General features: G+C 69.2%; 18 protein-coding genes. 8 read left to right on the forward strand and 10 right to left on the reverse strand.

The features are described from left to right. Positions 1 to 25 precede the first annotated feature (25 nt). Complete coding sequence (locus KQ310_RS03140) at positions 26 to 1036, reverse strand: isopenicillin N synthase family oxygenase (protein ID WP_259720326.1); 1011 nt, start codon at positions 1034 to 1036, stop codon at positions 26 to 28. 51 nt (positions 1037 to 1087) lie between these two features. Between KQ310_RS03140 and KQ310_RS03145 the strand changes: the two genes are divergently transcribed. Next, a complete protein-coding gene (locus tag KQ310_RS03145) occupies positions 1088 to 1282 on the forward strand; it encodes a hypothetical protein (RefSeq protein ID WP_259720327.1) in 195 nt (64 codons plus the stop codon). 35 nt (positions 1283 to 1317) lie between these two features. Here the strand turns inward: KQ310_RS03145 and KQ310_RS03150 are convergent, their stop codons facing one another. The 4 genes from KQ310_RS03150 to KQ310_RS03165 are packed head-to-tail and all read right to left on the reverse strand — an operon-like array spanning position 1318 to position 4942. Then, positions 1318 to 1878, reverse strand: coding sequence for a PAP/fibrillin family protein (locus tag KQ310_RS03150; RefSeq protein WP_259720328.1), 561 nt, complete (start codon positions 1876 to 1878; stop codon positions 1318 to 1320). 14 nt (positions 1879 to 1892) lie between these two features. Then, the gene (locus KQ310_RS03155; protein ID WP_259720329.1) at positions 1893 to 2786 is read right to left on the reverse strand and encodes a phosphatidate cytidylyltransferase; all 894 of its coding nucleotides are present in this window, start codon (positions 2784 to 2786) and stop codon (positions 1893 to 1895) included. Between the two features lie 57 nt (positions 2787 to 2843). Further along, on the reverse strand, positions 2844 to 3488 hold the full coding sequence (gene cbiT, locus KQ310_RS03160; protein WP_259720330.1) for a precorrin-6Y C5,15-methyltransferase subunit CbiT: 645 nt from the start codon (positions 3486 to 3488) through the stop codon (positions 2844 to 2846). A gap of 8 nt (positions 3489 to 3496) precedes the next feature. Further along, a complete protein-coding gene (locus KQ310_RS03165; protein ID WP_259720331.1) occupies positions 3497 to 4942 on the reverse strand; it encodes a lysine decarboxylase in 1446 nt (481 codons plus the stop codon). A 118-nt stretch (positions 4943 to 5060) separates the two neighbouring features. Between KQ310_RS03165 and KQ310_RS03170 the strand changes: the two genes are divergently transcribed. Together KQ310_RS03170 and KQ310_RS03175 are read left to right on the forward strand one after the other, a co-directional pair. Continuing rightward, positions 5061 to 6710 carry an AarF/ABC1/UbiB kinase family protein gene (locus tag KQ310_RS03170; RefSeq protein WP_259720366.1) on the forward strand — a complete coding sequence of 550 codons (1650 nt, stop codon included), beginning with the start codon at positions 5061 to 5063 and terminating at the stop codon, positions 6708 to 6710. 93 nt (positions 6711 to 6803) lie between these two features. Beyond that, positions 6804 to 7304: a hypothetical protein gene (locus KQ310_RS03175; protein WP_259720367.1), complete on the forward strand. Its 501-nt coding sequence runs from the start codon at positions 6804 to 6806 to the stop codon at positions 7302 to 7304. A gap of 159 nt (positions 7305 to 7463) precedes the next feature. On the opposite strand, the gene KQ310_RS03180 is transcribed toward KQ310_RS03175, so the two are convergent. Continuing rightward, a complete protein-coding gene (locus tag KQ310_RS03180) occupies positions 7464 to 8453 on the reverse strand; it encodes an RpoD/SigA family RNA polymerase sigma factor (protein ID WP_259720332.1) in 990 nt (329 codons plus the stop codon). A 110-nt stretch (positions 8454 to 8563) separates the two neighbouring features. Between KQ310_RS03180 and KQ310_RS03185 the strand changes: the two genes are divergently transcribed. Then, complete coding sequence (locus tag KQ310_RS03185) at positions 8564 to 9289, forward strand: pseudouridine synthase (protein ID WP_259720333.1); 726 nt, start codon at positions 8564 to 8566, stop codon at positions 9287 to 9289. Then, positions 9286 to 10287 (forward strand): RodZ family helix-turn-helix domain-containing protein, encoded by a 1002-nt coding sequence (locus KQ310_RS03190; RefSeq protein WP_259720334.1) that lies wholly within the window; start codon positions 9286 to 9288, stop codon positions 10285 to 10287. The genes KQ310_RS03185 and KQ310_RS03190 overlap by 4 nt, the downstream gene beginning before the upstream one ends. On the opposite strand, the gene malQ is transcribed toward KQ310_RS03190, so the two are convergent. Together malQ and KQ310_RS03200 are read right to left on the reverse strand one after the other, a co-directional pair. After that, on the reverse strand, positions 10245 to 11828 hold the full coding sequence (malQ, locus tag KQ310_RS03195) for a 4-alpha-glucanotransferase (RefSeq protein ID WP_259720335.1): 1584 nt from the start codon (positions 11826 to 11828) through the stop codon (positions 10245 to 10247). The two genes, KQ310_RS03190 and malQ, sit on opposite strands and share 43 nt — an antisense overlap. Continuing rightward, positions 11825 to 13060, reverse strand: a complete 1236-nt coding sequence (locus KQ310_RS03200) for a Coenzyme F420 hydrogenase/dehydrogenase, beta subunit C-terminal domain (protein WP_259720336.1) — start codon at positions 13058 to 13060, stop codon at positions 11825 to 11827. The genes malQ and KQ310_RS03200 overlap by 4 nt, the downstream gene beginning before the upstream one ends. A gap of 106 nt (positions 13061 to 13166) precedes the next feature. Between KQ310_RS03200 and KQ310_RS03205 the strand changes: the two genes are divergently transcribed. Beyond that, positions 13167 to 14231 (forward strand): LCP family protein, encoded by a 1065-nt coding sequence (locus KQ310_RS03205; protein ID WP_259720337.1) that lies wholly within the window; start codon positions 13167 to 13169, stop codon positions 14229 to 14231. 13 nt (positions 14232 to 14244) lie between these two features. On the opposite strand, the gene KQ310_RS03210 is transcribed toward KQ310_RS03205, so the two are convergent. Continuing rightward, positions 14245 to 14829, reverse strand: a complete 585-nt coding sequence (locus KQ310_RS03210) for a hypothetical protein (RefSeq protein ID WP_259720338.1) — start codon at positions 14827 to 14829, stop codon at positions 14245 to 14247. Between the two features lie 101 nt (positions 14830 to 14930). Between KQ310_RS03210 and KQ310_RS03215 the strand changes: the two genes are divergently transcribed. Together KQ310_RS03215 and KQ310_RS03220 are read left to right on the forward strand one after the other, a co-directional pair. After that, entirely contained in the window at positions 14931 to 15938 is a 1008-nt protein-coding gene (locus KQ310_RS03215) for a ribose-phosphate pyrophosphokinase (RefSeq protein WP_259720339.1), read from the forward strand. A 151-nt stretch (positions 15939 to 16089) separates the two neighbouring features. Next, complete coding sequence (locus KQ310_RS03220; protein WP_259720368.1) at positions 16090 to 17211, forward strand: glycoside hydrolase family 10 protein; 1122 nt, start codon at positions 16090 to 16092, stop codon at positions 17209 to 17211. Positions 17212 to 17270: 59 nt separating this feature from the next. On the opposite strand, the gene pepN is transcribed toward KQ310_RS03220, so the two are convergent. Beyond that, a complete protein-coding gene (pepN, locus tag KQ310_RS03225; protein WP_259720340.1) occupies positions 17271 to 19967 on the reverse strand; it encodes an aminopeptidase N in 2697 nt (898 codons plus the stop codon). Positions 19968 to 20022: the final 55 nt, after the last annotated feature.

Consider the following 20022-nt stretch of genomic DNA (forward strand, 5'->3'; position numbering starts at 1 on the left):
AGACTGCAGCTGGTGAACGAACGAGTCACAACGGCTGTCTCTGATCCGTCGGCAACGACGCTTCCGCTGGGATTGGCGTCTCCAGCAGCTGAATCTGAAACAGCACATCCTCGAGCGCATCGGCTGCGCTGATGCCGGCATGGCGCGGTGGGTTGTCCGGCGTGCAGCAACTGGGTAGGGGCGCCAGGATCGTCCAGGGGCGGGCGTGGCAGAACTGCACCACGCTGAGCCGCTGCTCGCTGCTGCCCGCTGGTGCCACCACCCGGTGCCAGCCGGCCGGGATCTGGCCATTGCTGAGCCGCTCCAGCATCAGGCCGCTGTTGAGGATCACCCGCCCAGGCGGCGGCAAGGCATCCCGCCACTGCCCCTGCACCTCCACCTGCAGGCCCGGCCCCGTGGCTCGCGGCAGGGCCGTGATCAGGTTGATGTCGCCGTGGGCCGCTGCCCACAGGTGGGAGCTGCTGGGGGCCTGCGCCATCGGTGGATAGCGGATCGCGCGGGTGAGGGTGGGGGCGTCCTGCACCATCTCCTCAAACAGCGTCTCGGCGCAGCCGAGCCCCAGGGCGATCACCCGCAGAAAGCGCCGTTGCAGATCAGCCACGGCAGAATGAAAGTGGCTCAGTACGGCCGTGATGCCGGGCACCACCTGCTCGGGCAGCACCGGTTCGGGATAGAGGTGCGGATAGCGCCGCTGCAGGGGATGACCCGCCGGCAGCGGAGCGGCCCAGTTGAGCATTTCCTTCCAGTCCGCCTGGTCGCTGCCGGCGGCCGTTTCCACCAGGAGGCCCGTGTAGCCGGTCTGGCCATGGCTGCCGGGTGCCCGGAAGCGCTGCTTGATCTCTGGCTCCAGGGCGAAGAACTGCGCCAGCATTCCGTAGGCGGTATCGAGCAGATCCTCAGAGAGATCACTGCTGGAGTACACGAAGCCCGTGGCCAGGCTGCGGCGCACCCCATCCACCACCGCCCGCCGGGCAGCTCCATCGCCGCGTTCGAACCGGAGCAGATCGACATCGAGAATCTCTGGCTCCTGGACCATGGCGAGGTTCCCCAGACTGGCTAGAGCGGAAGTATCCCGCCCCTGCCCGCCATGGACTTCACCCAGGACTTCGCCCATCCCCAGGCCATCGCCGCCCTAGTGGGCCTCACCTGTCTGGGGCTGGGTCTCAGCCTCGAACTGATCGCCCTGCGCTGGATCTCGCGGGACCGGCCTGCGGCAACGGTCTCGGCCTCCACTCCGTCCGTGGGGAGCGGCAGGCAGGGCCGTCGGCCCCGCCTGGCCTGACCCCAGCCGGCGGCAGGCTCTCAGGCAGCCGGCTTTCAGGCGGCCGGCAGCAGGTCTTCCGGCCGCAGATCCGGCCGGCGCCGCAGGGCGAAGAGGGTGCCGGCGTTGCCGCGACAGAGGCGCAGCTCCTGGTCGAGCACGGTGATGTCGAGCCATGCCGGGGTGGCCTGCTGCACCCGGGCCAGCAGCTCGGGGCGCCAGTCCCCCAGGCTGGGGCCGATCCAGCCGCCCCGCTCGAAGCGCACGCTCACCCTCTGGCGGCCCTGCACGGCGATGGCCGCCACCACGCTGATCGCCGCAAGTCCCCCCAGGGGTCCCCGCAGCCGCAGCAGATTCATCGCCCGGCCGGCCTCCGGATCGAGCACCTGCAGATTCTCCAGCCAGGCGACCTCCCGCAGCCAGGGCTGGGAGCTGCTGCTCCAGAACAACTCCCAGACCCCGCGCAGCAGGGCCCTGTCCCGATCCAGATCCGCCGGCTGCAGCCGCTCCAGCTGCTCCACCACGGGCCGCAGATCACGGCGCTGCGGCGGTGGATGGGCCTGGGCCTCGAGCAGGGCCCGGCGGCAGGCCTCGGCGGTGTCGGGTGGTGTGGTCATCAGCAGGGTGAGGTTCAGCGGTCGAGCAGGGGCAGCACCAGGGTCACCAGGGAATAGACCACCGCCGGGGTGAACAGGTAGCTGTCGATCCGATCCAGGATGCCGCCATGACCGGGGATGGCATCACCGGAATCCTTCAGACCGGCATCCCGCTTCATCATCGATTCTGTGAGGTCGCCCACCAGGGCGAACAGGGCGACGACCCCACCGAGTACGCCCCCCACCAGCCAGCCCCAGCGCCAGCCCAGCAGCACCCCTCCGAGCACCCCAACCAGCACGGCACAGGCCACGCCGCCCAGGGCTCCTTCCACGGTCTTGCCGGGGGAAATCGGCGAGAGGGGGCGGCGGCCCAGGCGGCGACCGATCATGTAGGAGCCGATGTCCGTGGCCACGATCAGCAGGCAGGCCAGCAGCATCAGCACCATGCCGGGGGTGAACAGCGGCGGGGCTGAGGCCAGATTCGGGGCCAGCACCGGATCGACGAGCTCCCGCAGCTTGATCCAGTAGCTCGGCAGAAAGCCCAGATAAAAGAGCCCGAAGATCGAGGCGGCGATGTCGGCGATCGTGCCGGTGACCGGCTGCAACAGCAACCAGCCGCAGATCACCGCCCCCGATACCGGCAGCACCGCTGCTGACAGGTCGACCGCCAGCCACTCGCCGCCGCCACTGGCGGCCATGGTGGTGAACAACAGGATCTGACAGGCCACCAGGGTGGTTTTGGTGGCGGGCCGGATCCCCTTGAACTGGGCCATGCGGAAGAACTCCAGCAGCCCCAGATGCACGATCACGCCCAGGGCCACGGTGAACCACCAGCCGCCCAGCAGCACCACCACCAGCCCGAACCCCCCCGCCGCCCAACCGCTCAGCAGCCGAGGCAGGGAGGTGGCAGTGCGGGGGGACGGCAGCAAGACGGGGGAATGGCAGGGACAGGCAGGAGGGCGGCGACCGATCGTCGCGGCCGACCTTCAGCGCTCGGCCGCGATCAGAAACAGCGGCTCGGCCGCGGCCAGCTTCGCCTGGCTGCCGCGCCGCTGCATGCGGTGCACGGTGGCCTGCACCACATGCACGTCGCGGGCCTGCAGCTGGGTGAGGGTGTCGGTGGCATCCACCAGGCCCTCGAGGCTGGTGGTGCTGATCACCAGCCGGCCGCTGGGGGTGAGCGATGGCCACACCGCCTGCAGCACCTCACCGAGGGGACGCCCCACTTCCAGCACCACCCGATCGGGATGGGGCGGCAGGGTATGGAGATCGGCGGGGGCCTGGCCGGGGTGGATGTGGAGGTTGGGGATCCCGAAGCGTTGGCGGTTGCGCTCCAGCAGGGCGATCGCCTCCGGATCCCGCTCCAGGGTGTGCACTTCGCCTGCGGGCATCAGCCGGGCGATCTCCAGGGCCAGGGCACCGGTGCCACCGCCGATGTCCCAGACCAGCGAGTCGGCGCGCGGCCGCAGGTGGGCCAGCAGCATCACCCGCAGTTCCAGAGGAGTGGGGCTGAAGCCGGGCGCATCCTCAAAGGCGTTGTCCGGCAGCCCCGGGGTCACGAAATCCCAGAGGTAGCGGCTGCCGTCCTGGTCAGCGTGCGAGCCCGGAGATTCCTGGCCGGGTTCCGCCATCTGCCGTCTCATCCGGCCACAACCGCCACCGTATCAGCGATCTGGCCGGGCCACAGCCGCCGCTGCCTCTGCAACCAGCTGGCGCGGCTGGCGTCGATCCGTTCGCCGGGGATCAGCAGCGGAATGCCCGGTGGATAGGGGCAGAGCGGCTCGGCGGCGATGCGCCCGCAGGCCCGCTCCAGCGGCACGAACTCGCGGGGGGATCTCCAGGCCGCGGCCAGGGGTAGCTCCAGGCAGGCCAGCAGCGGCAGCGGTGGCGGCTCAAAGGGTGGGGCGGGATCGGCGCCGAGCGCCGTGCGCAGGGCGGCCAGGTGCTGCGGCAGCCGGCGCAGGCCAGCCGGCGGGCAGGTGCCGAGGCAGAAGGTGAGCGTGCCGGGTTCCGGCAGTTCGGCCACCACGCCGCGCTGCATCAGCCAGTCGTCGGCCTCGAGACCGTTGATCCCCAGGGCGGCGGTGTTGAGCACGAGTCGCAGGGGATCCTCCGTTTCCACCAGCGGCAGGTGCCGTTGCCGCAGGGCCTGCTGCAGCCGTGCGGCCAGCACCAGGGCCCGTTGATGCTGGCGCTGGCCCGCCGGGCTGCTGCGGTGGCCCAGCGCTGCGGCCGCGGAGGTGAGCAGCAGGGCACTGGGGCTGGAGGTCTGCAGCCAGAGCAGGGCCCGCTCGATGGCCGCCACCGCGACCCGTTCGCCCCGGCTCAGCAGCGCCGCGCTCTGGGCCAGGCCCCCACCGCTCTTCTGCAGGGAGAGCACCTCCAGATCGGCCCCGGCAGCCAGGGCCTCACCCCAGCCATGGGCGCCATCCACCAGCACCGGCAGCCCCGCGGCCTGGGCCTGGGCCAGCAGCGGCGGCAGATCGGCCCGAAACCCGTGATAGGTGGGGCTGACCAGCACCAGTGCCGCGATCCGGCTGCCCGGCAGCTGGGCCTGGGTCCCCGGCAAGCCCGGAGCAGAGGCGGCCTGCAGCACCCGCTCCAGCAGCTCCGCTGTTGGTGGATGCCACAGGCCGGTGGCCGGATCGAAGGGCACCTCGTAGAGCAGCGGTTCGAGTCCGCCCAGCACGCAGCCGTGCAGCAGGCTGCGGTGCAGGTTGCGGGGCAGCAGCACCCGATCGCCGGGCTGGCCGAGGGCCAGCAGGGCCGCCTGCAGCAGGCCGCTGGCCCCGTTGACCCCGAACCAGCAGTGCTGCGCCCCAAACAGCTCAGCGGCGAGGGCCTGCGCCTCAGCCACCGCCCCCGTGGCCTCCAGGGGTCCGCCGAAGCGGGGCAATTCCGGCAGATCCCAGCGGCCCAGCGGCTGGCGCAGCAACTGGCGCAGCTCCGGGGCCAGGCCGCGACCGCGGCCGTGGGCCGGCAGATGCAAGGCCAGCTCGCCGCGGCCAGCACGCAGGGCCGCCAGAAGCGGTGCCGCCGGACTGGACCGCGTTCTGAACCAGGGCAGGTCGGGAAGCAGGGTCACTGGATCGCAGGTCCCTGGGCAGACATTCCTAGAGTTTCCTCTTCTCAGGGGCCATGACCCAGGAGCCGCCGCCATCACTGCGTCCCTTGCCCAGACCCAGGCTCCTGTCGAGGAGCTGCTGCCCTCTTACGACGCCAACGCTGATCGACGCTGGCTGCTGCGTCGCCCCTGGCTGCTGATCGCTCGGCTGCTGGTGGTGTTGAGCCAGCTGGGTGGCCTGGCCCTGGTGCTGGTCGTGCAGGGCAACAGCCGTGATCGGGCTGTGCAGCAGCGGCTGGCCCGGCGCATTCTCACCACCCTCACCAACCTGGGCCCCTGCTTCATCAAGGTGGGCCAGGCGCTCTCCACCCGTCCGGACCTGGTGCGGCGCGACTGGCTGGAGCAGCTCACCCAGCTGCAGGACAACCTTCCCCCCTTCGCTCACGACACCGCCCTGGCGCTGATCGAGGCGGAGCTGGGCGCTCCGGTGGACCAGCTGTTCGAGGAGTTTCCCCATTACCCCGTGGCCGCCGCCAGCCTCGGCCAGGTGTACAGAGCCCGTCTGGCTGATGGGCACTGGGTGGCTGTGAAGGTGCAGCGGCCCAACCTGCCTTACATCCTGCGCCGCGATCTGGCGATCATCCGCCTGCTTGGCGTGGCGGTCGCCCCGATCCTGCCGCTCAACCTCGGTTTTGGGTTGGCCGAGATCATCGATGAATTCGGCCGCACCCTGTTTGAAGAGATTGATTACCACTGCGAGGCTGCCAATGCCGAGCGATTCGCTGATCTGTTCGCTGACCACCCTGAGGTGATCGTTCCGCGGGTGTACCGGCAGCTCTCCAGCCGTCATGTGCTTACCACCCAGTGGATCAATGGGGTGAAACTCCAGAACCGGCAGGAGCTGGAGGCGCGCCATCTCGATCCCGCCGCCCTGATCCGCACCGGCGTGATTTCCGGCCTGCAGCAACTGCTCGAGTTCGGCTATTTCCACGCCGATCCCCATCCTGGCAACCTGTTTGCCCTGCCTGGCAAGACCGGCGCCATGGGCCATATGGCCTATGTGGATTTCGGCATGATGGACTCGATCAGTGATGCCGATCGCCTCACCCTCACCGGGGCTGTGGTGCACCTGATCAACCGTGATTTTGCGGCCCTGGCTCAGGACTTCATCGATCTCGGCTTCCTCAATCCCAATGCCGACCTGACCCCGATCCTGCCGGCACTGGAGGAGGTTCTGGGCGGGGCACTGGGCGAAAATGTGGGCAGCTTCAACTTCAAGGCGATCACGGATCGCTTCTCGGAGCTGATGTTTGACTACCCCTTCCGCGTGCCGGCCCGTTTTGCACTGATCATCCGGGCCGTGGTGAGCCAGGAAGGTCTGGCGCTGCGGCTGGATCCCAGCTTCAAAATCATCCGGGTCGCCTATCCCTACGTTGCCCGGCGCCTGCTGGCGGGGGACACCGCCGAGATGCGCGAGAAGCTGCTGGAGGTGATCTTCGATCGCGATGGTCGCCTGCGCATCGAGCGGCTCGAAAATCTGCTGCAGGTGGTGGAAGGGGACCAGACCAGTCCGGATCTGCTGCCGGTGGCCACCGATGGCCTGCGCCTTCTGCTTGGTCCTGGCGGCAGCAGCCTGCGCCAGCGTCTGCTGCTCACCCTGGTGCGTAACGACCGGCTCCACACCGAAGACCTGCGGGCCCTGCTGGGCCTGATGCGCCGCACCTTCTCGGCCCGCAAGCTGGCCAGCGGCGTGCTGGCCCGGCTCAATCCCCTGGCCGCCGCAGCCTGATCGGACCCAGTTCTAGGGTCGCGGCAGCGTCCGACCGATTCCGTGAGCTTCCTCGCCAGCGGCCCATCTTCCCTCTTCTCTGCCATTGCGGTGCTGGGCGGCAGCTTCGGTTCGCCGAGTGGCGCCCCTGATCCGGCCCCGGTGGATCTGTCGGAAGCCGCTCTCGATGCCGCCAGTGGCCTGTTCGGCGATCTCGATGCCGATGATATTTTTCTCGAGTACGCCACCCTGGTGCAGCCTCCCTACCTGCTGGCCGGTGCCGGACTGGCGATCGCGGTGCTGTGCGGCCTCACCTTCGCCCGGCTGGTGCAGAATCGCCTCGATGGCTGGAAGCAGGATCGCCTCAAGCTCCTGCCGCTTGGCCAATGGGAAATCACCCTGCCGTACACCGGCCTGGTGATCGGCGTGACCCTGTTCATCGGCGGCAGCCTGCAGGTGTTCGGATTCGCCGCCGGTACCGCCCTGTTGGTGTCGTTCGTGCTGTCGATGCTGACGGCTGGAGCGCTGTGGGTGCAGTTGGAGCGCCTGATGGAACAGGTGGAGAACGGCACCTTCAAAGCCGTCGACTTCGATAACTTCGACCAGTTTTTCTGAGTCCGGATTGTTCTGAATCCAGTTCTTTGAAGTTCAGTTCTTCGAAGCACTGAACTTCAAAGAACTGAACTTCGAAGCGCTGAACTTCGAAGTATTGAACTTCGAAGCATTGAACTTCAAAATTCAGTGCTTCGAAATCCAGCTGTTCAGAAGAATCAATCAGGCCACCAGGTATCCCTGCAGCAGCTCGGAGCGGGAACGGATCCCATCCAGGGCTCGCCTCTCGATGTTGCGGGTTTTGTCGCGGCTCATGCCGAGGGTCTTGGCGATCAGGGTGAGGCTCATCGGCTCGTTGCCGTCGATGCCGAACCGCATCTTCAGCACCCGTCCCTGCAGTTCCGGCAGCTGCTCCAGCAGGGAGCTCAGATCGCCGCGCAGGCACTCGCCATCGACCAGCTCCTGGGGCAGCACACCATCGCCGGCCAGCAGGTCGAGCAGTTCGGTGTCCTCGCCGTCGCCCACTTTGGTTTCCAGGCTCACGGGCTGGCGGGCCCGGCAGAGCAGGTCCTTGACCTCGTCTTCCGGCAGTTCGACAAACACCGCCAGCTCGGTGACGCTGGGGGTGCGGCCCAGCTCCTGGCTGAGCTCCCGTTGCCCCTTCTTGAGCTTGTTGAGGGTTTCGGTGATATGGATCGGCAGGCGGATCGTGCGGCTCTTCTCGGCAATCGCCCGGGTGATCCCCTGGCGGATCCACCAGTAGGCGTAGGTGGAGAACTTGTAACCACGGGTGGGGTCGAACTTCTCCACACCCCGCACCAGGCCGATCGTGCCCTCCTGGATCAGATCCAGAAGTTCCATGTTCCGCTTGGTGTACTTCTTCGCCACACTCACCACCAGGCGCAGGTTGGCGGCCACCATCCGCTCCTTGGCGCGGCGGCCGTTGGCGAGCCGGCGCTTGAGCAGGGCCACCGTGAGGCTGGCCTCGGCGGCCAGCTGTTCCTCACTGGGCGGCTGGCCGCCGCAGCGGAGGGTGAGCTCTTCGCGGAGCTCTTCGAGGGCCATCAGTTCCTGGACCTGACGGCCGAGGGTGATCTCCTGCTCGTGGGTGAGCAGCGGTACCCGGCCGATGTCGCGCAGGTAGGAGCGCACCAGATCGCCGTGGGGCCCCGTGGCGGAGCCGGCAGTGGCAACCAGGGAGAGGGAGGGCATGGGGTGGCGGAGTTAGGAAACTTGCCTGTTTCGCAAACCTACCATCAAATTCCGGAATCGTTCCGCTTTGCGCGCAGGACAATGGGCACAGGGCCGCACACCCAATTGCCATGGCCGCCGAGCGGTTGCAGAAACTGATCGCCGCCGCTGGTCTGGGGTCGCGCCGCCGGGCCGAAGACTGGCTGCGACAAGGGAGGGTGCGGGTCAATGGCGTCGTGGCGGAGCTGGGCGAGCGGGCTGACCCGCAGCTGGACCGGGTCGAACTGGATGGTCGTCTCCTCGTTGAGCGGCCGCCGGCGCGGGTGCTGCTGCTCAACAAACCCGTGGGGGTGCTCTGCAGTTGTCACGATCCCCACGGGCGCACCACCGTGATGGACCTGCTGCCCCTGGCCTGGCGTCAGGGCGATGGTCTGCATCCGGTGGGGCGCCTCGATGCCGACAGCCACGGCGCCCTGCTGCTCAGCAACGACGGCAGCTTCACCCTGCGGCTCACCCACCCCCGCTACGGCCACCGCAAGACCTACCGGGTGCGGGTGGCCGGATGCCCGGATGCGGCGACCCTGCGCCACTGGCAGGCCGGGGTTCAGCTCGACGGACGGCCGAGCGCGCCGGTGGGGCTGCGGCTGCTGCGCCAGGGCCGCGAGAGCTGCCTTCTGGAGCTCGAGATGCGTGAGGGGCGCAACCGCCAGATCCGCCGGACCGGCGAGCGCCTCGGCCATCCCGTGCTGGATCTGCAACGTACGGCGATCGGGGATCTGCCCCTCGGCGATCTGCCGGAAGGACAGTGGCGCGAGCTCGACCGACAAGAATGGGAGGCTCTGGTCGCGTCTGCGTGAACCTCCGCCCCGGTAAGCCCACCACGCGCTCCGTGCCGCGGCGCCTGTTGGGCTGGATCCGGCGCTCCCGTCCCGAATCCGCGGCCGGCGGGGCCAGCGGGGTCGAGCAGGATCCGCTGCTGCTGGCCGGACGGCGGCTGCGGGAGCAGCGGGAGGCCCGCGGCCTCAACCTGCGGGAACTGGCCCAGGAAACCCGCATCAGCACCCCGGTGCTGGAGGCGCTCGAGCGCGGCTGGCGCGACCGCCTGCCGGAAGTGACCTACCTGCGCACCATGCTGCCGCTGATTGAGCGGCACCTGGCGCTGCCCCCCGGCAGTCTCGATGCGGCCCTGCCTGCCCCGGCGCACGAGGTCCGGCCATCCAGCCGCCGCATGCTGCTGCAGCGCTTCACCCCCGGCTCGATCGATGTCTTCACCACCTGGCAGGGAACGGTGCTCTATGGCCTGCTCACCCTGGGTCTGGTCTACGCGGTGAACCTGCAGCAGCAGCGCCTCGCCGCCGAGGGGTTGCTGAGCTCACGGCCGATCCCCCCCTTGCCCCGTTCCGAGCAGGTGAGGCCCCAGGATCCGGCCATGCAGTTGCTGGCGATTCATCCGGAGCTGCGGCCCCTGACGCTCACGGCCAGGGGCCAGGGTCTCCCCCAGTTGCGGCGGGAGCTGGCCAAGGGAAGCCCGGAGGCGCTCGGGGTGCTGAGCCTGGAGCTGGCCGCCCCCAGCCGGGTGGAGATCAGCCCGTCCCAGGGAGGGAGCACCCGGCTGGAGGGCGTGAACGGCACGCTCAGCCTGCCGCTCCTGCCGCCGTTCGAGCTGCGGATCGAACCGGCCGCGGCGGCACGGGCGGTGCGTTGGAACGGCGCACCGCTGACGCCCCTGACCGGCAATCCCGGCGGCCGCTTCCGCTACCCGGCCGTGATCGCCGCCCCCCCGGCTCCGAAACGACCGGCTGCTCCCGTCGCTCAGCCCGCTCCCCCAGGACCCACCGGCGAGGAGCGTCCGTAGCGATCCGCCAACCGACCGAAACCGAGCAGCGGTCCTTGCAGGTCCCTGATCGATCGGTCCAGGCGCCAGCACCAGTTCCCACCCGTGGTTCCGGGGGTGTTGAAGCGGGCCCGGTCATCCAGTTCCAGCAGGTCCTGCAGGGGCACCACCACCAGTTCGGCCTCGGTGGCCAGGGCTGCCTCCAGCAGCTGCCAGCCCGGCGCCGTCACCTCAGCGCCGACAACCGCACGGACCCGGTCGCGGCTGCCCTGATCGAGCTCATCCCACCAGCTGCGACTGGTGGCGTTGTCGTGGGTGCCGGTGTACACCACCCAGCGACTGCCGCGGTAGTTGGCCGGCAGGTAGGGATTGTCCGTGTTGCCATCGAAGGCGAACTGGAGGATCTTCATGCCGGGCAGGGCGAAGCTGTCGCGCAGTGCCTCCACCGGTGGCGTGATCACCCCCAGGTCTTCGGCGATCAGGGGCAGCCGGCCATCGGGGAGCAGCCCGCCGCGCCGCCAGCAGTCCAGCCAGAGCAGCGTCAGCAGGGGCCGGCCTGGGGAGGGCTGCCAGGTGCCGTTCTCTGCGGTGCTGTCGCTGCCGGGGATGCTCCAGTAGGCCTGCAGGGCCCGGAAGTGATCCAGTCGCAGCCGGTCGAACAGCTGCAGCTGGCGGCCCAGGCGCCGCAGCCACCAGCGGAACCCCCCCAGCCAGTGGGCGCTCCAGCGGTACACCGGGGTGCCCCAGAGCTGGCCGGTGGCGGAGAAGTAGTCGGGCGGCACACCGCTCTGCTGGGCGAGGCTGCCGTCGAACTGGAGGGAGAACAGGGAGCGGTGACGCCAGACATCGGCGCTGTCGTGGGCCACATAGAAGGGCAGATCACCGATCAGCTGCACGCCGCGGCGGTGGGCATGGCGCTGCAACCCATCCCACTGACGCTGCAGATGCCACTGCAGCAGGCCCTCTTCCAGCAGGGCTGGACCGTGTTGCTGATCGAGGGTCCGCAGGGCACGGCTGTGGCGGCGGGCCAGAGGGCCTGGCCAGTTCCACCAGGGCTGGCCCTCCTGCAGGCGGCGCAGCACCATGAAACGACAGTGGTCCTGCAGCCAGGAGCGCTGCTGCCGGCGCCAGCGGCTAAAGCTCTGTTTCTGCTCCTGGGGCTGGCTGGCCCAGCGCTGGACCAGCAGACGGCCCAGCGCCGCGGCCCGGGCAGGGGCCAGGCTCAGATCGAGTGGGGCAGCTCCGCTCTCACCAGCCGAGGCCTCAGTCGTGAGATCGGAGCCCTCGCAAGGCAGGTCCTCCAGATCGGCAGGCTCCAGAAAGCCCTGGGCCACGAGATCGGCCGCATCCAGCAGCCAGGGGTTGAGGGCCGAACCGCTGGGGGAGCTGTACGGGGAGCCGGTGCCGTCGGTGGGGGCCAGGGGCAGCAGTTGCCAGGCGGCGATGCCCTGATCGGCCAGGAGGTCAATCAGGGCATGGGCCTGCGAACCGAAGGTGCCGCACACCGGCGTGCCCGGCAGGGCGGTGGGATGCAGCAGCACCCCGCAGAGGCGGTCACTCATGGAGAGGGGAGGCGGTAGCGCTCAACGATCCGACGGGCGAAGGCGGGGATATGACGCTCCGCCATCTCCGGGTGATGGCGCCGCAGCCACAGGGCATTGCGGGTGAAGTGGGAATCAATCGAAAAGCGGCCGTACTCCAGACCCTGCGGGCCCACCCGCTGCACCAGGAAACCGACCAGCTCGGCCAGCCAGCGGGGCAGTTTCAGCGCCTTGTCGTAGGCGTCGATGCCCTGCTGCACGGCGGCGCGCCGATCACCGCGGCTGGTGACGGGGGCGGTGTCCAGCTCGGGCTCCACCAGATCCAGCAGCACCTGTCCCCTGGGGTTGCGCACCGTGATCCACTGGCGGCCGAAGCTGGCCCCCATGTACCCCACCACCAGATCAGCACCGGCGTTGGTGTAATCGAAGCAACTCAGGCAACTGGGAGCGAAGACGTCCTTGAGCTTGGGCGTATCCAGCCCGAAGAACGGCACGGTCTCCTCGCTGCCGTCGCTGTGGCGGAAGTGGATGCGGAAGTCCTGCATGAACTCGTAGTGCACCACCGTTTCGGGGGAGCGGCTGGCGCTCTCCAGGAAGGTCTGCAGGCCTTCGCGGCTGACGTTGTCGACGCAGGGCAGCCCCAGCACATAGAGCTGTTCCAGAGGCAAGGTCGACTGCACGGCCCGCAGGGCCTGGATCTGGCAGCCCACACCGATGGCCAGCAACCTCTGAATGCCGCTGCCGGGCAGCTGCTCCAGGACTTCGAGGTTGGGCGAGAGGGTGGGTTTGTTGACCCGGGCCGCCAGCACCTGCTCGGGGGTGCGGGCCAGCACCGGCACGGGGGTGAAGCGATCGTCAGGGCTCTGGCCCACGCAGAGCACGGCATCGACAAGACCGGTCTCAAGGGCCCGCACGCCGATCCGGCTGACGATGCCGGTCCACTGGGCTCCGGCGATCGGCTGCTGCAGCCGGGCCGAGAGCATGCGCTGCTGAACGCCGAAGTAGAGCTCGTCCTCGTCATCAAGCCGACGGCTGCGGCCGTGGGCGGTCGCCTCCATGGCCTCGAAGTTCTGGCTCAGGAAGGCGCAGGCGCGGCGCACGTAGGCCACCCAGCGGCTGTCGCAGAGGCCGCACTGACTGCAGAGGTCCTTGGCGGGATAGACGCTGCCCTTGGCCAGGGGGCGAGCCCGCTCGTGCGGAGGCGTGGCGGAGCCCGCGGTGGCGCCGGACGGCGTGCTGGAGGCTGCGGTCAAGGAAAGGGGTGGGCTGACTCCACGGCCCTCAACCTATCGGCCACCCGTCCCAGCGGGGCGGATCCCCGGACTGAGCCAGAGTGGGACCATCAGCCCTGCGGGCACCATGCCCCCCATGCGGGACACCGACCCTTCCACCTCCAGCTCCTCGCCGGAGCACCCCGCCGTGCCGCGGATCCGCCCCGCCGGCAAAGGCCGTCGCTCGCGTGCCCTGGGCCGCGTCGCCCTCGCCCTGGCCGGCGCCGGTCTGGGCATCACCCTGCTCGGCTGGATCTGGCCCAGCCAGGATTCCCGCAGCCTCGACGACCGCCCCAGCACAGCCTCCGATCTGGCCGAGCCGCCGCGCCGGCCGGTCACGGTGCTGGTGGTGGGGCTGGATTCCGATCGCCTGCCGGGTCCGCTCCAGACCCCACCGGCCACCGGCGCGTCGCCCCCCCAGGACACCGCTGCCAAGGGCAACGCCGCCGCCGCCAAGCCTGCCCCGCGCCCCAACAGCGACGCGCTGCTGCTGGTGCGGGTCGATCCGGAAGGTCCGTTGCAGGTGCTCGGCCTGCCCACTGAACTGGCTGTGAATCTGCCGGGCCAGAAACGTCCCCAGGCTCTGGGCAGCCTCTACCGCACGGGCGGGGTCGCCCTGACCGGCGATGCGGTGCGCGAACTGCTGAAGCTGGAGCCCGGCGAGCCGGACCGCTATCTGGTGCTCTCCCGCGCCGGACTGCGCAGCCTGGTGAATGCCCTGGGCCGGCTGGAGGTGAATCCACCCCGCAAGATGCTGTACGAGGACAAGGCGCAGCGGTATCGCATCGATCTGCAGAGCGGTCTGCAGCAACTCGACGGGGCCCAGGTGGAGCAGTTGCTGCGCTACCGCGATCCCAGCCTCGGCGAGCTCAGTCGCCGCCAGCAACAGGAGCTGGTGGTGCTGGCCCTGATGGAGAGCCTGTCTCAGCCGGCCCGCCTGGCCAATCTGCCGGACCTGGTCCAAAAGCTGCGCAGCGAGGTGGACACGAACCTGGAGCCCAGCGAGACCCTCAGCCTGCTGGCCGCTGGTCTGGCCCGCCCCGGGGAGGTGCGCTTCCTGTCTCTGCCGCTGGGGCCGGCCAAACCGAAATTCGACGGCCTGCGGCAGCTGGAGACCAAGGCCACCCTGCCGCCCTGGAAGACGAAGACCTGATCTCGGTCCAGGCTCAGGCCAGCTCAGCCTGTAGCTGCAGCCAGCGAGCCTCCAGGCTGAGCCGCAGTGCGGCCATGCTCTGCTCCGTCCACGACTGCTCGGTCCACTCCTGCTCGGCGGCCTCCGGCAGGACCGCTTCATGCAGCTCAGCTTCATGCAGCGCAGCCTCCGGCAGCCAGCCGAGCCAGGGCAGTCCGTCACCCCGGCGCCGGGCTGCCTCCCAGGGGCCACCGCCCTGGATCAGGCCGAGCAGGGGCACCTGCCACTGCCGCAGCAGGGCCGTGGTGGCCGCGGGAGCGCCCGTCGCGAGGCTGTCGGCCGGCAACAGCAGCAGGGTGGGTTGGCGCCAGGCCCCCAGCGCCTCTGCCCAGTGGTTGGCAGCGGCGCTGGCCGGATCAACTAGCAGCAGGCCCGGATCGCAGGGGAGCGCGGCCAGCCAGGGGCCGGCGATGGCCTCCAGCTGCCGCAGGGCCTGCTGGGGGCAAGCGGCCGGCGCCAGGGTGTGCAGTGGCAGGGCCAGGGCCGCCGCCAGCCGTGGAGCCTGATCGCTCAGGAGGGCCGCCACCTGGTCGGTTCGGCCGCTTGAGGTCAGCACCATCCTCGGGGGCCTGGCCAGGCCAGAAAACTTCACGGTTGTTCGCACTGGCTGGGACGGGTCGCTTCTACCATCGAAACTCCGCCGTCGCGCTTGCGTCCGCTGTGACCAGTTTCTTGACCGCTGATCGGGTGGAGCAGCAGTCCAGTCCCACCCAGTCAGCCCAGGACACGCGGCGGCTGCGGCTGTTCAGCGGCTCCTCCAACCCCCATCTGGCCCGCGAGATCGCTGCCTACCTGGGGGTTCCGGATGGACCCTGCGTGATCAAGCGCTTCGCCGACGGCGAGCTCTACATCCAGATTCAGGAGTCGATCCGCGGCTGCGATGTCTTCCTGATCCAGCCCACCTGCGCTCCGGTGAATGATCACCTGATGGAGCTGCTGATCATGGTGGATGCCTGCCGCCGTGCCTCTGCCCGGCAGATCACCGCGGTGATTCCTTACTACGGCTACGCCCGCGCCGACCGCAAGACCGCCGGCCGCGAATCGATCACCGCCAAGCTGGTCGCCAATCTGCTGGTCAAGTCCGGTGTGGATCGGGTGCTGGCGATGGATCTGCATTCCTCCCAGATCCAGGGGTATTTCGATATTCCCTGCGATCACATCTATGGCTCACCGGTGCTGGTCGACTACCTCCGCACCCGCAACCTCGGGGAGGTGGTCGTGGTGTCGCCGGATGTGGGCGGGGTGGCCCGCGCCCGCGCCTTCGCCAAGCAGATGAATGATGCCCCCCTGGCGATCATCGACAAACGGCGCAGCGGCCACAACGTGGCCGAGAGCCTCACCGTGATCGGTGATGTGGCCGACAAGACCGCCGTGTTGATCGACGACATGATCGACACCGGCGGCACCATTTACCAGGGCGCCAAGCTGCTGCGGGAACGGGGCGCCGCCCGGGTGCTCGCCTGCGCCACCCACGCGGTGTTCTCGCCGCCGGCGGTGGAGCGCCTCTCCACCCCTGGCCTGTTCGAGGAGGTGGTGGTCACCAACAGTATCCCGATGGTTGCGGAGCGCTCCTTCCCGCAGCTCCAGGTGCTCTCGGTGGCCAACATGCTCGGAGAAGCGATCTGGCGCATTCATGAAGAGAGCTCCGTCAGCTCGATGTTCCGCTGAGTCGCAGCACCCCCGTAACAGGCTGCTGAGCCTGGGCGGCGCCCTGGCCCTGGCTGCGGGCATGGTCTGCGGTCTGGCGGCCCTCCCCACCGGTGCGGTGGAGCGCGATCGGCGAACGCCGGTCCCCCCGCCCCCCGCGCCGGAACGCCAGATGCGCCCGCGCCTGCAGGATCTGCTGCGGGCCAGCGGCGGCCGGCGCGTCGGGGTGTGGCTCACCAACAGTCCGAGCCCCCTGTATTACGACGCCGGCCGGATCGAGCGGGCGGTTCAGGAGCTCGCCGATGCCGGCTTTAACACCCTCTACCCCAACGTCTGGAGCCGGGGCACCACCTTCCACCGCAGCCGCTGGGCGCCCATGGAGCCGGCCCTGCAGCGGGCCGGTGCCGAGCTTGATCCGATCTGCCGGCTGACGCGCGCCGCCCAGCGCCGCGGCCTGCAGGTGATTCCCTGGTTCGAATACGGCCTGATGGAGCCGGCCGATGCGGAGGTGGTGAGTCGCCACCCTGAGTGGGTGCTGCAGCGGCGCGATGGCAGCAGCCTCTATGCCATGCATGGCGCCGATCTGCGCACATCGCCGCTGAAGGACCTGCGGGTGTGGCTCAATCCGGCCCATCCGGGGGTGCGCAGCCGCTTCATCGGTCTGGTCAGCGAGATCGTGCAGCGCTGCGGGGTGGACGGCATCCAGCTCGACGACCACTTCGCCTGGCCCGTGGATCTGGGCTACGACCCTTACACCCTGGCGCTCTACCGGGCCGAGACCGGCCGCGAGCCGCCCGACAGCGCCACCGACCGCGACTGGATGCGCTGGCGACGCCAGCAACTCACCGGGCTGCTGCGGGAGCTGCGCAGCTCCCTCGGCAAGCTGGATCGGGATCGGCGCACGCTGGTGAGCCTCTCGCCCGGCCCGTTTCGCTTCGCCTACAACCACTGGCTGCAGGACTGGGAGCTGTGGGCGCTGGGGGAACTGATCGACGACCTGGTGGTGCAGAACTACGCCTATTCCGTGGCCGGTTTCGCCAAGGATCTCGATCAGCCGGCCCTGGTGAAGGCGCGGCAGTGGGGCATGCCGGTGGAGATCGGCATCCTGGCCGGCTTCGGGGGTCGCACACCGCCGATGAGCCAGCTGGAGGAGAAGGCGCGCCTGGCGGCCCAGCGGGGCCACGGCATCATCTACTTCTACTGGGAAGGGCTCTGGGGCCAGCACGCCGGACCGGAGGGGGGCGCCCAGCGGCAGGCGGCTTTCCGCCGACTGCATGGGCAGATCTTTCGCTGAGGGTTGTTTCGCTGAGCCGCGGCTCGCCTCGGCCATCGCGCTGTGCTCGCTGGGCCTCATCACCCCAGGCACTGCTCCACCACCTCGCGGGTGTTGGAGGACAGTGCCGCCGCCGCCAGCAGATTCAGGGCCTCCGCCATCCGCTCGCGCCGCTCGGGGCCGTAACTCCGCCAGCGGCTGAACACCTTGGCCAGGCGTGAGGCCGTGATCGGGTTGCGGCCGTCGAGGGCGGCGATCTGCTGCGCCAGGAAGCGGTAGCCACGGCCATCGGCGGCATGAAACACCATCGCATTGCCCGCCAGGCCGCCCAGCACCGCCCGCACCGAGTTGGGGGCCATCGGATCGAAGCGTGGGTGCTCCAGCAGACGCGCCACCCGGTCCAGACCATCTGCGAAGGGAGCCCCTGCCTCCAGCGCAAACCAGGCATCGAGGATCACGGGGCGGTCTTGCCAGCGTTCAAAGAAGGCCTGCATGGCCGCCTCTCGCTCCGGGATGGCATGGGCCTGCAGCGCCTGCAATCCGCAGCGGGCCAGGGTCATCGAAGGCCCATGCACCGCATCGCGGGCCAGCGCCGCAATCGCCTTGTCGCCGGCGGCGATCCGCCAGCCCCAGATCCGGCCGGTGAGCATCCGGGCGCCGCTGCCCTCCGGCCAGTCCAGCTCCCACTGGGCCCGGCAGCGTTCCAGGGCCTGGGCCAGCAGCTCGGCATGGGCCTCGCCGAAGCGGCGCTGCAGGGCCAGCCGGGCGGTGACCAGAGCCGGAGGATCAGGCTCCGTCATGGCCTCCTCCAGTTCCGCCATCCCCGGAGGGCTCAGCAGGATGCTGCGGCTCGCTTCCGAGAGGGAGGGATCGCTGAGGATGCGGCCGAAGGCATCGATCAGTTCCTCCTCCAGCTGCTCATGGGGCTGTCCGGTCGCCCGGGCGACGAGGGCCTTGCGCAGCAGCACCTGGCCCGCATCCCAGCGGGAGAAGGGGTCGCTGTCGCTGGCCAGCAGATGCACCAGCTCGGCGGTGGAACGGCCCATCTCCAGCCGCACCGGAGCTGAGAAGCCCCGCAGCACCGACAGGGCCGGCGGATGGTCCTCCGCCGGCAATCCCTCGAAGCGCAGCTGCTGCTCCGCCTGATCGATCACCAGCAGGCGGCTCTCCTTGCCCCAGGCGCCCTCAAGCCTGGCGGCGGCCGCCTCGGAGGGCGACTCCCCAGCCAAGCGCAGGAGCAGGGGCTGGCCGGCACGATCCACCAGGCCCAGCACCAGCGGCAGCACCAGCGGCTGCTTGTCGGGCTGGCCCGGTGTGGGCGGGGTGTGCTGCCGCAGGGTGAGCTCCAGCACCCCCGCCGCACCGTCCCAGTGGCGCTGCACCTGCAGCACCGGCGTGCCGGCCTGGTGGTACCAACGCCGGAACTGGGCGAAATCGAAGCTTGCAGAATTGGCCGCGGCGTCTTGCATCGCCTGCACGAAGTCCTGGCAGGTGGCCGCGGTGCCGTCATGGCGCTCCACATAGAGGGCCATGCCGCGCTGGAACGTCTCGGCACCGAGCAGCGTATGCAGGCAGCGAATCAGTTCCGATCCCTTTTCGTAGATCGTGGTGGTATAGAAGTTATCGATCGCCTGGTAGTGATCTGGCTGCACCGGATGGGCCGTGGGGCCGGCATCTTCGCGGAACTGGGTGTTGCGCAGCAGTGAGACATTCTCGATGCGGCGCAGGGCCGCACCATGCAGGTCAGCGCTGAAGCACTGATCGCGAAAGACGGTGAGCCCCTCCTTGAGTGAGAGCTGGAACCAGTCGCGGCAGGTGATGCGATTGCCGGTCCAGTTGTGGAAGTATTCGTGTGCGATCACACTCTCGATCCGCTCCAGTTCCGCATCGGTGGCGGTTTCGGCATCGGCCAGCACGAGCTTGGAATTGAAGATATTCAGGCTCTTGTTCTCCATCGCGCCCATGTTGAAGTGGCGCACCGCCACGATGTTGAACTCATCGAGGTCGTACTCCAGGCCGTACACCTGTTCATCCCAGGTCATCGCCCGTTTGAGCGAAGCCATGGCATGGCCGGTGTAGTGGCTGTCGCCAGGCTCCACGTGAATCCGCAGCAGCACGGAACGACCCGAGGCCGTGGTGAAGTGATCGCGCACCTCCTCGAGGCGTCCGGCCACCAGGGCGAACAGATAGGAGGGTTTGGGGAAGGGATCGTCCCAGATGGCGTAGTGGCGCTCGGCTCCGCTGGCCGCTTCGGCCTCGAGGCTGCCGGTCTCGACGCAGTTGCCGTTGGAGAGCAGCACCGGGCAGGCGGAGCGATCGGCTTCGATCCGCACCCGGAAGCGGCTGAGCAGATCCGGGCGGTCGGGGTGGAAGGTGATGCGCCGGAACCCCTCGGCTTCGCACTGGGTGGTGTAGAGCCCGCCACTCACATACAGGCCTTCCAGGGTTGTGTTGCTCTCGGGGTGGAGGCGAACGCGGCTGCGCAACAGGAACGGACGCGCTGGCGGCTCCAGGATCCGCAACTCCCCATGGGTGTGCTGGATCGCCGCCGCGGCGACGGGCTCGCCGTCGAGGCTGAGATAGAGCAGCTCAAGATCGAGTCCCTGCAGCAGCAGGGGCTCGGGCCGGCCGTCTTCCAGGGGTAGCGCTGCCGGATTGGGCAGGAAGGCCAGCGCCGCTTCCACCTCCGTGTGGTCCGGAAAGAGCCGCACCGTCAGGTCGGTGCGATCCAGCAGGAAGGATGCGGGACGGTAGTCCGCGAGGCGCACAACGGCCATGAAGGGGGCGGAGCGGGGGAAGTGGCCTGCAGGGCCAGCGGACTGGAAGAAGCCG

It is taken from the genome of Synechococcus sp. CS-1328 (genome assembly GCF_025128095.1).
Classification (GTDB): Bacteria; Cyanobacteriota; Cyanobacteriia; order PCC-6307; family Cyanobiaceae; genus CBW1002.